Raw genomic sequence first — 12,639 nt, 5'->3', positions numbered from 1 at the left:
GTCAGCCGTCCGGCCGCAGCACTATCTCCGTCATGTGCGCGTCCGATCCGGCCCGAACGCTGGAGACCACCGTGTCGGCGACCGACTCCGGCCGCAGATAGCGCTCCGGTTCGAAGTCCCCGCCCTCGGACTCGCGCACCTCGCGCTGCATGTCGGTGGCGACACGTCCGGGGAACACCGAGGTCACCCGGATTCCGTTGGTGGCCTCTTCGCCGCGCAGCACGTCCGCGTAGGCGCGCAGCGCGAACTTGCTGGCGGCGTAGGAGCCCCAGTTCGGTTTGGCGGCCATGCCCGCGCCGGAGTTGATCAGCACCACGTGTCCGGCGGAAGCCCGCAGCGCCGGCAGCAGTGTCCTGGTCAGCTCGGTTACGGCGAACAGGTTGAGCTCGAAGGTGCGTCGCCACGAGTCGACCCCGGTGTCGGAGACCGAACCGAGCTCGATCATGCCCGCACTGTGCACCAGCACGTCGAGTTCCCCGATCCCGGCCGCCGCGGCCGCTATCCCCTCGTAGTCGGTGAGTTCGGCGGGCCAGGGGCTGGCGCCGGGCAGCTCCGCGGCGAGCTTTCGCAGGGTTTCCTCGTCGCGGCCACCGAGCAGGACGTCGTGTGTTTCGGAGAGCCGGTGTGCCACCGCGGCTCCCACACCTCGTGAAGCGCCCGTGATCAGTGCGGTCGGTCGTGAAGTCATCTCGATTACGGTAGCGCCGCCACCACGGTGGACGCCGTACGCCCCGGTCGTGTCGGGGGAATTCTCGGCCCGACACGACCGGGCGGTTGTCACATTCCCGCTCCCTGACTCGCGCCTTCCGGGGGAGTGCGGCGGCGCGAGCCGAAAAGCGTCGGCGTGGTCACCGCGGTGGCTCAGCGGCGTCCGATCTCGCCCACGCGGTGGCCGTGGTCGCGCCACACGGCGACCAGCGACGGACGGGGCTGGGAGTCACCGCCGTCCGGCCAGTGCGAACCGGGGTCGGACGGGCCGGACCCGTTGTCGCCCGGGTGCTGGACGCACACGGTCACGATGTCGTCGGTGATGATCGGACCGCAGGTCTCGGCGCCGTTGGGCACCGTCAGGAACTGCTTGACGTGACCCCGCTCCGGTCCCGTGACCGGCACGGCGAACAGCCCGTCGTGCGAGCCGAGCTCGTTGCCGTCCGTGGAGACCCAGAGGTTGCCGTGCCGGTCGAACGCCACGTTGTCGGGGCAGGAGATCGGACTCACCTGATCCTTGTCGAAACCGCCGAAGTAGGTGTCCGAGTCCTCGGGGTTGCCGCAGACCAGCAGCAGACCCCAGGACATGCCGGTCGACGTCGGATCGTCGTGGTTCTCGCGGATCTCCAGCACGTGACCGTGCTTGTTGCCGATCCGAGGGTTGATCTCGTCGACCGGTGCGTGCCCCGCCGCGCCTCGGTTGGAGTTGTTGGTCAGCGCGCAGTAGACCCGCCCGTTGGAGGGATTCGGCTCGATGTCCTCGGGGCGGTCCATCTTGGTCGCCCCCACCTTGTCGGCCGCGAGGCGGGTGAACACGTAGACCTCCTCGGCCGTGAAGCCGGGAACGTGCGAGGTGTCGCCCGTGGCCAGCGGCAGCCACTCACCGGAGCCGTCGAACTCGCCGTCGGAGGGCAGCTCGCCGCTGCCGTCGATCTCCGAGGCGGGACTGTCGCCGGAGAACCGCGCCACGTACAGGGTGCCGTGGTCCAGCAGCGACATGTTGTGCCTGCGGGCGTGGGCGCTGCGGCCGTTCTTCATCCTGCCGCTGGAGACGAACTTGTAGATGTAGTCGAACCGCTCGTCGTCACCCATGTAGGCGACTACCCGGCCGTCGTCCGTGGTGCGGATCGTGGCGCCCTCGTGCTTGAAGCGTCCCAGCGCGGTGTGCTTCACCGGTGTCGAGTTCGGGTCGTGCGGATCCACTTCGACCACCCAGCCGAACCGGTTGGACTCGTTCGGCTCCCTGCTCGCGTCCCAGCGCTTCTCGAAGCGCTCCCACTTGCGGGTGCTGCTGCCGGTACCCAGCCCGTAGCGGCGCATCCGCTCCCTGGTCTCCGGGTCGCTCACCTGATCGGCGTGCGCGAAGTACTGGTGGAAGTTCTCCTCACCGGAGAGCACCGTCCCCCACGGGGTGACGCCCCCGGCGCAGTTGTTCTGGGTGCCCAGCACCCGGGTGCCGCTCGGGTCCTCGGAGGTCTTGAGCAGCTCGCTCCCGGCGGCGGGGCCACGCAGCTCGAACTCGGTCCGCAGCGTGATCCGCCTGCTGTACCAGCTCGGCAGCGGGCTGAGACCGCCGCGCGCCGGGTCGCGCCGGACCAGCAGGACGGACATCCCGTGCGCGGCCCAGGCGGTCCGCACCTGCTGCTCGGTGGGGTTGTCCGGGTCGTAGTCGGCGAACATGTGGGTTTCGGTGGTGTACTCGTGGTTGACCACCAGCAGGTTGTGAATTCCCGCCCGGTCCAGCGGAATCAGCCCGGCGAAGTCGTTGTTGTAGCCGAACTGGGCCTGCTGGGCCTCGGGCGTCTGGTTCCAGAAGTCGAATTCGGGGGCCGAGTGCAGTACCGGGTCTCCCCACCGGATGACCACCTGCTGCTCGTAGCCCTCGGGTATGACCACCCTGTCCTGGGTGTTCGGCGGTACCGGATCGAAGTCGGTTCCGACGGCCGCGCCACCCGAGTCGTTCCCGTGACCGTGACCGTTCCCGCGGCCGTTCCCCCGGCCGGGATTCGCCGCTGCCGTGCCCACGGCCGTGGCGGTCGCCCCCGCCGCCACGGACAGCACCGCGCCGGCGCGCAGCGCGCCTCGTCTGTTCACGACCCGTCGTACCAGGTCGCCGAAGTAGCTGTTGTCCGATTCGTTCGGCGCGTCGTGCGCGCAGGCGTTACCGCAGCGGTATTCGCAGGTCACCGCGGAGCGGCTGGCGGAGTGGTGGTCCAGCAGCGGTAGCGAGAGCACGCGTGGTTCGGCTGAGTTGGCGGACATTTCCTGCCTTTCCACAGCTTTTGTCAGTGGGACGTGCCGACACTATGCGCGGCAGGCGATGTCTCAGCTGACTGAACGTGAACGGCAGGGAAATTCGTGACGGTGAGTCGAATCCGGCTGCTGCGCAACGGTGAAATCGTTATCCCACGATCGGATGCCGGACAGCACGATGACGACCGAGCGTTTCCACTTTCGCCGCTGTTCCCGTTCGGTGTGTGCTACGACACCCCCGATCCGCCGATAGTCCCGGAGTGTCGGTAGTCCCGGAGTGCCGAAAGGACGGAGTCGGATGCGCTGCCGAACTCCGTTGTGGACTCCGAGGGAGTTGTCGGGCCGTCCGGTCACCACTGCTCGGGTGTGATCAGAACTCCTCACCGACCACCGCTGCCTCCTCCGGCAGCCGGTGCGGATCGGTACCGCGCGAGCGCAGCCCCACCGCGAGCAGCCCGGCCGCGATCAGACAGGCCACCGCCCCCGCCGCGAACGGCGCCCTCGGCCAGTCCAGCCAGGTGGCGATGTGACTGACCAGCGTCGCGGCCAGCGCCCCGCCGAGCCAGCGGCAGAAGTTGTACCCCGCGCTGGCCACCGGGCGGGGAGCCTCGCTGACGCTCATGGCGCTGCCCGTGAACAGCGTGTTGAGCAGTCCCGACACCAGACCGCTGACCACGATGCCCGCGATCAGCACGGCCTTGCTGTCGATGGTCATGATCAGCAGCAGTACCGCGTACAGCAGCACGGCCAGTACCGTGCCGCCCAGTTCGCCGAACCTGTCGGCGAGTTTCGGGGCCAGCGTGACACCGGCGAACGCCACGCACACACCCCAGCCGAAGAACACCGTCCCCACGGCGATCGCGCCGTACTCCAGCACGAACGGGGACCACGCCAGCACGGTGAAGAAGGCCGCGGTGTACAGCGCGGAGCCCACCGAGGTGCGCAGCAGCGCGCCGTGCCGCAGGGCACGAAGCGGGTCGAGCACCCTGACCGGCGCACCGCGCTTACCGGTGTCGGAGGGCAGGAAGCCCACGGCCAGGATCAGCGCGATGGTCATCAGCACGGCGGTTCCGGCGAACGGTCCCCGCCAGGAGATGTTCCCGAGCAGCGCGCCGAGCAGTGGACCGGTGGACAGGCCGATGCCGAGCGCGGCCTCGTAGAGCAGGATCGCGGCCCGCTGCCCGCCGCTGGCCGCGCCGACGATCACCGAGAGCGCCGTGGCGATGAACAGGGCGTTGCCCAGGCCCCAGACCGCCCGCAGCGCCACCAGTTGTACGACCGTACCGGCCAGCGCGCAGGCCAGGGTGGCCAGCACGATCAGCACCAGCCCGGTGACCACTGTGCGCTTGGCGCCGAACCGCGCGCTGAACGCGCCGGTGATCAGCATGGCCACCACCTGGACCCCCAGGTAGGACGAGAACAGCAGGGTCACCTGCTCCGGGCCCGCGTCGAGTGCTTCGGCTATGGAACGCAGGATCGGATCGACGAGGCCGATTCCCATGAAGGCGATCACGGCCGCGAACGCGGTGATCCAGACGGCCTTGGGCTGTCCCTTGAACACCTCGCGCAATCGGGTGGCTTCGGACCCGCTCATGGACGCGCGCTCCTCTTGTGGACGAAGTATTTCGTTAGAAATGCTAACTTTTTCCTCGTGGGCTGCCCACCCGACATGAGCAAGCTCACCGCGCGAGCCGGGAACTCGGTCCGGGCCATACCATCGACGGCGTGTGCGACGGTAGCGATGGCGTGGCCGCGGTGTTGTTCGATCTCGACGGTGTGCTGGTCGATTCCGAGCACCTCTGGGACCGCATACGGCGCGAGGTCACCGAGCGGCACGGCGGCCGGTGGGCCGATGGTGCGAGTGAACGCATGATGGGGATGAGCACTCCGGAATGGGCCGAGTACCTCGTCACCGGACTGGGGGTTCGGCTGTCGCCCGAAGAGGCGGCCGAGACGGTCATCGACCGGATGGCCGAGCACTACGCCACGGAGCCACCGACGCTGCCGGGAGCCGTCGAGACGGTTCGGACCGTGGCCGAGCGGTATCCGGTCGCCATCGCCAGTTCCGCCCCGCCGCGCATCATCGGTGCGTTCCTGGAAACCGGTGGACTCACGGACGTGGTGCGCCGCACCGTCTCCAGCGAGCAGGTGGGAGCGGGCAAGCCCGCCCCGGACGTCTACCTGCGCGCGGCCGACGAGCTGGGGGTGGACGCGCGCCGTTGCGTGGCGGTGGAGGATTCCTCCAACGGGCTGCGCTCGGCCGCGGCTTCCGGTGCCACCGTGGTCGCCGTGCCGAATCCGCACTTCCCGCCCGCCGGGGACGCGTTGCGACTGGCCGAACGGCGACTGGAACGCATCGACGAGCTGCCCGGGGTGCTCACCGAGCTGTCCGCGTGAGAGGTCGCTCGGGATCCGGCGGTGCCGCTCGATCGGAGGTCCCCTCGATTGCTTCCCGGCCGATCGGTCGTGGATGCTGGTGACGTGCGTATCAGGGAGGCGACGGCCGACGACTGGCCCGCGATCTGGCGGTTCATGCGTGACATAGTCTCGGCGGGCGAGACCTTCTGCTGGGAGCGGGACACCAACGAACCGAGCGCTCGCGCGGGGTGGATGCGACTGCCGCCGGGGCGGACCGTGGTGGCCATCGACCACGAGGGCTCCGTGGTCGGAACCGCCGAGACCCATCCCAACCACGCCGGGCCGGGCGCGCACGTGGCCAACGCGGGATTCATGGTCGACCCGGCGCACGCCGGACGCGGTTACGGCCGCGCGCTGGGCGAGCACGTGGTCGAGCAGGCCCGCGCCGACGGCTACTCGGCGATGCAGTTCAACGCGGTGGTGGAGACCAACACCGGCGCGGTGGCGCTGTGGCGTTCCCTGGGATTCGAGATCCTGGCAACGGTGCCGGAGGCCTTCGAGCACCCCGAGAAGGGCTTCGTCGGGCTCCACATCATGCACCGCGCGCTTTAACGGGTCTCCGGTTCGGTTCCCCTGGGCGACGATTTCGCGAGAAATCGACGCGCGACGGTGTCGAGAACGGCGCGTCGGCTCCGTCCCCGGGGCACGATCGGAGCAACCGGTCGTCCGACGGAGAAGGAGCTCATCGTGAAGTATCTGCTGCTCAAGCACTACCGAGGTGGCCCGGAATCGGTTACGGACCACCCACCGATGGATCAGTGGAATCCGGAGGAGGTCGACGCGCACATCCAGTACATGAAGGACTTCGCGACCCGCCTGGAGGAGAACGGCGAGTTCGTGGACTCGCAGGCCCTGACGCCCGGGGGAACCTTCGTGCGATACGACGGTGCGGGACGACCGCCGGTGACCGACGGTCCGTTCGCCGAGACGAAGGACCTCATCGCGGGGTGGATGGTCATCGACGTGGAGTCCTGGGATCGCGCGGTCGAGCTGGCCGGCGAGCTGTCGGCGGCTCCCGGGGTCGGCGGCGAGCCGATCCACGAGTGGCTCGAAGTGCGGCCGTTCCTCACCGAACCGCCCACGGTGACCGAGTGAACGGAACACCGCTGCGGGAACTCGTCCCCGCCGTGATCGGCGTTCTCGTCCGTCGCGGAGCCGACTTCGCCTCGGCCGAGGACGCCGTGCAGGAGGCCCTGGTCCGGGCACTCGAAGCCGGGCCGCAGGAGCGGCCACGCGACCCGAAAGCGTGGCTGATCTCGGTCGCCTGGCGCAAGTTCCTCGACTCCGCCCGGGCCGAGAGTACCCGGCGCGGGCGTGAACTGGCGGTAGCGGCCGAACCAGCCGACGGCTCCGTGCCCGCGACGGACGACACGCTGCGCCTGTACTTCCTGTGCGCGCATCCCGCTCTGTCCCCGAGCTCGGCCGTCGCGCTGACCCTGCGCGCGGTCGGCGGCCTGACCACCAGGCAGATCGCGACGGCGTACCTGGTTCCGGAAGCGACGATGGCCCAGCGGATCAGCCGGGCCAAACGCCGCATCGCCGGGGTCGGATTCGAGGTGCCCGGCGATGCGGCGACCGTGCTGCGAGTGCTCTACCTCGTGTTCAACGAGGGATACAGCGGGGATGTCGACCTGGCCGCCGAGGCGATCCGGCTCGCCCGCCAACTCGTCGCCCTCTCCGAGGAGCCCGAAGCGGCCGGATTGCTCGCGCTCATGCTGCTGCACCACGCCCGCCGGGCGTCTCGCACCGGAACCGGCGGTCGCCTGGTGCCGCTGGCCGAGCAGGACCGCTCGCGCTGGGACTCCGAGATGATCGCCGAAGGAGTGACGATCCTGCGGAGCGCGCTGGCCCGCGACCGGCTCGGCGAGTACCAGGCCCAGGCCGCGATCGCCGCCCTGCACGCCGACGCCCGCGCCGCCTCCGAGACGGACTGGGCGCAGATCGTGGAGTGGTACGACGAACTGCTGCGCCTCACCGGCAGCCCGATCGTACGGCTCAATCGTGCCGTGGCGGTCGGCGAAGCCGACGGGCCGCAGGCCGGTCTCGCCGCGCTCGCCGACATCGACCCCACCCTTCCCCGGTACACCGCCGTGGCGGCACACCTCCACGAAAAGGCGGGCGCTCTCGGCCACGCCGCCGAGCTGTACGCCGAAGCCGCCCGCACCGCCACCAACCCGGCCGAGCGCGACCACCTCACCCGTGAAGCGGCACGCGTGCGGCACCGGGCGCGGACCTCGTGACCGGGCCGGTCAGCGGGCGAGCCTCGCGCGGGCCTCGTCGGTGTGCGGGGTGAACAAGTTGACCAGATTGCCGTCGGGGTCGCGGAACAGCAGGGAGCGGTTTCCCCACGGCATCGTGGTCGGCTGCTGCACGATCTCGGGGGAGACAGCCAGACTCCGCAGTCGTTCGTACTCCCCGTCGACGTCCTCGACGAGGAACTCGAGGATCGCGGTCCGGTTCGACTCGGGTACGGCCGCTCCGGCGCTGAACAGCGCCATCGTTTCGGCACTGCCGATGGCCAACTTGCACGACGGGGCCACGAGTTCGGCGAACTGCTCGGCGGGCCGCCGCGCTTCGAGGCCGGTCACCTGTTCGTAGAACTCGACGAGGCGGGCGACGTCGTTGGTGATGACGCGGACGGAGACAAGCCGCATGGTGGATCCTTCCTGTGCTGGAGGACGGTTCTGATCCCGCCCTCCTGCGGGGACACCGGACACGCTAGAGGCAATAGTGGACAGAATCCGCCCGGTATTGGGAGGATCTTGTGCGTGACTCGGCCGATCGCCCGTGTACTGGCATTGCTGGAGATCCTCCAGCGCGGAGGTACCCGGACCGTCGCTGAGCTCTCCGAGCGACTCGACGTGGACGAGCGAACCGTCCGCCGCTACGTCGACCACCTTCTCGACCTGGACATCCCGGTCCGCTCGGTGCGCGGGCGGCACGGCGGATACCGCCTCTCCCCGGGTTACCGGATGCCTCCGCTGATGCTCACCGACGAGGAGGCGCTCGCTGTGCTGCTCGGTCTGGTCGCGGGCAGGCACGCCGGGTTACTCAGCACCTCGGTCGTGGCCGCCGAGAGCGCGGTGGCGAAAGTCCGCCGAGTGCTGCCCGAAGCTCTCGGCCGCAGGCTCGACGCGCTGCTGGAGATCGCCGACTTCACCACGCCCGCACGGTCGGCGCTCACGGCGGAAGCCGAGGTCCTGCTCACCGTCGCGGAGGCGGCGCGGGATCGTCGCCCTGTAGATCTCCGCTACGTCGCGGGCCACGGCGGTGCCAGTGAACGCGTCGTCCATCCGTACGGTGTCGTGGCCCACTCCGGGCGGTGGTACCTCACCGGCTTCGACTCCGCCAGCGGGCAGCTGCGCACGTTCCGCGTCGACCGGATCACGACCGTCGGGATGCGCGCCGGAACGTTCGAAGTGCCGGTCGGATTCGACCCTGCCCAGCGAGTACTGACCACTATCGCCGAGACGCCGTACCAGCACGAGGTATCCGTACGGATCCGATCGACGCCCGAACAGATCTACGCCGTCCTCCCACCGTCCGTAGTCAAACTTGAGCGGATCGACCCCGGGACTTCCTGGCTGCGGGCTCGGATACGGGCACAACGGCTCGAATGGATACCACCCCTGCTCGCCGCGCTCGATCGGCCGTTCGTCGTCGAACAACCCGAGGAGCTTCGCGACCTGGTGCGAGCACTGGCCGGTCGACTCGCCGACTATGCCGACGCGTGACGGGGAGACCGATGAACGGCGGGGGCGCCTACTCCTGGGCCATGTCCACGAACCGGCTGTAGTGCAGCTGGTGCGCCACGGTCACCGTCTCGGTGGGACCGGCACGGTGCTTGGCGAGGATCAGGTCCGCCTCGCCCATCCGGGGGTCGTCCCGCTCGAACGCGTCGGGCCGGTGGATCAGGATCACCATGTCGGCGTCCTGCTCCAGGCTGTTGTGCATGATCACCGAGTTCGCCACGAAGTTGTGCGTGTCGGCCACCGTCGCGTCGTAGACCGGCTGCTCACCGAGCGAGGTGATCTCGACGATCTCGTCCCAGAAAACGTCGTCCCGGGGCGTTTCGTCCGAAAGCACGTCGTCGAAGGGCACCTCGTCACGGGTGGTGGCCGCTCGTTCCTCAGGAGCGGCCGTGAGCCGGCTGCCTCCTGCTGCGGCCGCGCACGCACCGAGGGACGCGCCGGTACGGGCGACCGCGTGCTCGGGAGCCGTGCCCGCTACCCCCTGACTCGTGACGACCCGACTCGCGAGACCCGGTCCGGCGCTCTCACGCGTGAAGCGCAGCCGACTGTCGAGCCCGTCCAGCAGCACCTCCCAGCGGTCCGGTTCCGCCTCCGGGGAGGGACGACGTAGGCGGGAGTGGACCGTGAACCGCGACAGCAGCAGTTGGAGCCCGTCGGCCAGCGCGCGGCCGGTGACCACGCATCCCCCCTGCCCGACCGGGACGTCGTCGGCGTCCGGTGTCTCCGGACCGGTGATCCCCCAGATGTGCCGCAGGAAGACGGCCAGCCGCTCCCGCGGCAGTGCGAACACCCGGCGCGGCACGTCGCCGCTGTCGAGCGCCGACCGTGCCAGCGAGATCACTTCGGACTCCGACACCGGTTCCGCGTCGAGCGGTTCCGGAATCCGCCCCGGCACCCCGACGTGGGCTCCCTCGGCCAGCTCGCCGAGCGGGGCCCAGCCCCAGGGGGTCAACATCGGGTGGTTGGCGGTGGCCTCGATCTCGCGACCGGACGCCAGCACGACGCGGAACGCCTCCTTGACGCCGCTGCTGAACACGTTCGTGATCGGTCGCGCGACCATCCGCCGCCGGTCGTCCACCGACCACACCAGCGGACGCTGCTCCCCTGCCATCAGCTCGTCGAAGGTGATCTCCGAACCGTCGTCGGCCCGCAGCAGTCGCGTCCCCCCGGTCAGACAGCCCGACTCACGCAGGTCGGACAGCTGCGGCTTGCGATCGTTGCGCTGTTCCGGACCACGGTTGAGCTGCGAGATCGCCACCACCGGGATCTCCAACTCCTTGGCCAGCAGCTTGAGGCTCCGGGAGAACTCCGAGACCTCCTGCTGTCGGGACTCGACCCGCTTGCCCGAGGTCATCAGCTGCATGTAGTCGACCACGATCAGGCCGATGTCGTTGCGCTGCTTCAGGCGCCGCGCCTTCGCACGGATCTCCATCATCGTCAGGTTGGGCGAGTCGTCGATGAACAGCGGCGCTTCGTTGATCTCGCTCATCCGGCGCGCGAGGCGGGTCCAGTCCTCGTCGGTCATCCGGCCACCGCGCATGTCGCCGAGCCGGATCCGCGCCTCGGCGGAGAGCATGCGCATCACGATCTCGGTGCGGCCCATCTCCAGCGAGAAGATGACGCTGCCGAGCCCGTTCCTGATCGAGGCGGCGCGGGCGAAGTCCAGCCCGAGCGTGGAGTTGTGGGTCGGGATCATCGACCGGCTCGCGAGGTAGAGCCGGTCGGGCGAGTCGACCTCCACGCAGCGCACCGGGACGCTCGCGGTGCGCCGCACTGCCCTGATTCCCCGTGCGCGACGCTCGCCGCTCCGCTTCCGCTTGTGCTGGTCGTCGAGTTCGGTGCGTCGGAAGATCTGGTCCTCGCCGCTGTCGAAGACGACGAGCGTGGTGATCTCGTCGCCCGAGTCCGGGTCCACGGTGGCGGTGCACGGGTATCCCAGGGTGAGGACGAGCTCGCGAACCCGCACCGAAAGGGATTCACGCACTCGCAGCAGCACGCGGCCGTCCTCACCCACGCTGCCCGCCGCGTCCGCGAGCCCCGCCAGCAGCGAGCGCCGTTGCTGCTGACTACCGCGCAGGTATTCGGCGGGTACCTCGGCCTCGTGCCAAATTCCCAGCTCGGCCAGCTCGGCGGCGGTTTCCTCGTCGAGCACGACCCCGTCGTTCACGCGTACCAGGCCGTCCGGTTCCAAGTTGGCCAGTACGTCCTCGGCCACACCGGACAGCTCGCCCGCCTTGTCACCCGCCGCCAGCCACACTCCCAGCAGGTAGGGCGCGATCGGCAGGTCCCGCTGTGCCAGCGAGAACGGCCCGTGATCGGGCAGCTCGACGTCCATCCGGTTACCGAGTCTGTCGCGGAGTCCGGCCGTGGTGCACACGGTGCCGTCCCGCAGGCTCCACTGGTGCTGCTCGTCGGCGACCACCAGCGTGCCGTCCGAGAACTCGATCTCGTAGCAGTCGCGGCCGTGCATCACCTCGGTGGCCGCGGTCACCCGGACCGGTCTGCCGTCCGCGCCGAGCAGCGGGTCCCCCACGGAAACCGCGCCCATGGTGGTCCAGCCCTCCGGCGTGGGCAGCGGTGTGTGCAGCGCCAGCGCCTTGCCCACACCGGGGCGCGCCGCGACGATGATCATCTGCCCCGGGTGCAGCCCGTTGGTCACGCCGTCCAGATCCACGAAACCGGTCGGGATCCCCTCCGACTCGCCGCCGCGCGAGGCGATGGCGTCGATCTCGTCCATCGTCGGCTGCAGCAGCTCCTCGAGCGCGACGTAGTCCTCGCTGGTGCGCCGTTCGGTCACGTCGTAGACAGCGGCCTGCGCGCGGTCCACGACCTCCTCGATCGCGGCACCCTCGGCACCGTTGTAGCCGTACTGGACGATCCTGGTACCCGCCTCGACCAGCCTGCGCAGTACCGCCTTCTCCGAGACGATCTCGGCGTAGTAGTTGGCGTTGGCCGCGGTGGGGACCGTCCGGAGCAGCGTGTGGATGTAGGCGCCACCGCCGACCTTGCCGAGCTCGTTGCGCCGTTCCAGCGCGGCCGAGACCGTGACCGCGTCGGCGGGTTCACCCCGCCCGTACAGATCGAGAACGCACTCGTAGATCACGTGGTGTGCGGGACGGTAGAAGTCCTGTGGCTGGAGTACCTCGACGACGTTGGCGATGGCGTCCTTGCTCAACATCATCCCGCCGAGCACCGACTGCTCGGCGGCCACGTCCTGCGGCGGTTGCCGTTCGAAGCCCGCTCCGTGGTCACCATCGTTCTCGTCGGGAGGCGGTTCCGCTCCGCGCTCGTCAGCCAACGCCACGGCTTACTGCCACCTCCTGGACGCAGAGTCCGGCCCCGAGGCACGGGCCGAGTTCCGACATACGCGTCACCGTGCCGACCCGCTGAGGTCGCCGGGTCACGAGTCGTCGCGGCAAATAATCGCGGAGACATCGACAGCGCCCGGTTGATCGCGTCCCGGCGTGTCGCGAGTGCGTGCTGTCATGTCCGTGATCTCGAAGGTGCC

General features: G+C 69.5%; 10 protein-coding genes. 5 read left to right on the top strand and 5 right to left on the bottom strand.

From position 1 onward, the window contains the following. Window position 1: 1 nt before the first annotated feature. The 3 genes from BM150_RS19425 to BM150_RS19410 form a co-directional block, all read right to left on the bottom strand. Window positions 2-688, bottom strand: a complete 687-nt coding sequence (locus tag BM150_RS19425; protein ID WP_092928749.1) for an SDR family oxidoreductase — start codon at window positions 686-688, stop codon at window positions 2-4. A gap of 173 nt (window positions 689-861) precedes the next feature. After that, complete coding sequence (locus BM150_RS19420) at window positions 862-2,970, bottom strand: PhoX family protein (RefSeq protein ID WP_092928748.1); 2,109 nt, start codon at window positions 2,968-2,970, stop codon at window positions 862-864. A gap of 361 nt (window positions 2,971-3,331) precedes the next feature. Next, window positions 3,332-4,555 carry an MFS transporter gene (locus tag BM150_RS19410; RefSeq protein ID WP_092928746.1) on the bottom strand — a complete coding sequence of 408 codons (1,224 nt, stop codon included), beginning with the start codon at window positions 4,553-4,555 and terminating at the stop codon, window positions 3,332-3,334. A gap of 152 nt (window positions 4,556-4,707) precedes the next feature. Between BM150_RS19410 and BM150_RS19405 the strand changes: the two genes are divergently transcribed. The 4 genes from BM150_RS19405 to BM150_RS19390 all read left to right on the top strand — a co-directional run bounded on the left by BM150_RS19405 (window position 4,708) and on the right by BM150_RS19390 (window position 7,619). Further along, window positions 4,708-5,358 carry an HAD-IA family hydrolase gene (locus BM150_RS19405; RefSeq protein ID WP_092928745.1) on the top strand — a complete coding sequence of 217 codons (651 nt, stop codon included), beginning with the start codon at window positions 4,708-4,710 and terminating at the stop codon, window positions 5,356-5,358. An 84-nt stretch (window positions 5,359-5,442) separates the two neighbouring features. After that, a complete protein-coding gene (locus BM150_RS19400) occupies window positions 5,443-5,931 on the top strand; it encodes a GNAT family N-acetyltransferase (RefSeq protein ID WP_175496918.1) in 489 nt (162 codons plus the stop codon). A gap of 135 nt (window positions 5,932-6,066) precedes the next feature. Beyond that, window positions 6,067-6,474 (top strand): YciI family protein, encoded by a 408-nt coding sequence (locus BM150_RS19395; RefSeq protein ID WP_092928853.1) that lies wholly within the window; start codon window positions 6,067-6,069, stop codon window positions 6,472-6,474. After that, the gene (locus tag BM150_RS19390) at window positions 6,471-7,619 is read left to right on the top strand and encodes an RNA polymerase sigma factor (RefSeq protein WP_092928744.1); all 1,149 of its coding nucleotides are present in this window, start codon (window positions 6,471-6,473) and stop codon (window positions 7,617-7,619) included. The genes BM150_RS19395 and BM150_RS19390 overlap by 4 nt, the downstream gene beginning before the upstream one ends. A gap of 9 nt (window positions 7,620-7,628) precedes the next feature. Here the strand turns inward: BM150_RS19390 and BM150_RS19385 are convergent, their stop codons facing one another. Next, on the bottom strand, window positions 7,629-8,033 hold the full coding sequence (locus BM150_RS19385) for a VOC family protein (protein WP_092928743.1): 405 nt from the start codon (window positions 8,031-8,033) through the stop codon (window positions 7,629-7,631). Window positions 8,034-8,147: 114 nt separating this feature from the next. Between BM150_RS19385 and BM150_RS19380 the strand changes: the two genes are divergently transcribed. After that, window positions 8,148-9,113, top strand: a complete 966-nt coding sequence (locus BM150_RS19380) for a helix-turn-helix transcriptional regulator (RefSeq protein ID WP_175496917.1) — start codon at window positions 8,148-8,150, stop codon at window positions 9,111-9,113. Between the two features lie 28 nt (window positions 9,114-9,141). Here BM150_RS19380 and dnaB read toward each other — a convergent pair whose 3' ends face one another. Then, window positions 9,142-12,435 carry a replicative DNA helicase gene (dnaB, locus tag BM150_RS19375; protein WP_092928742.1) on the bottom strand — a complete coding sequence of 1,098 codons (3,294 nt, stop codon included), beginning with the start codon at window positions 12,433-12,435 and terminating at the stop codon, window positions 9,142-9,144. Window positions 12,436-12,639: the final 204 nt, after the last annotated feature.

This window comes from Actinopolyspora alba (assembly GCF_900112765.1).
In the GTDB taxonomy this organism is placed as follows: Bacteria; Actinomycetota; Actinomycetes; order Mycobacteriales; family Pseudonocardiaceae; genus Actinopolyspora; species Actinopolyspora alba.
Note: the sequence above shows the minus strand (reverse complement) of the source record. Positions and strands in the feature narration are given on the sequence as shown.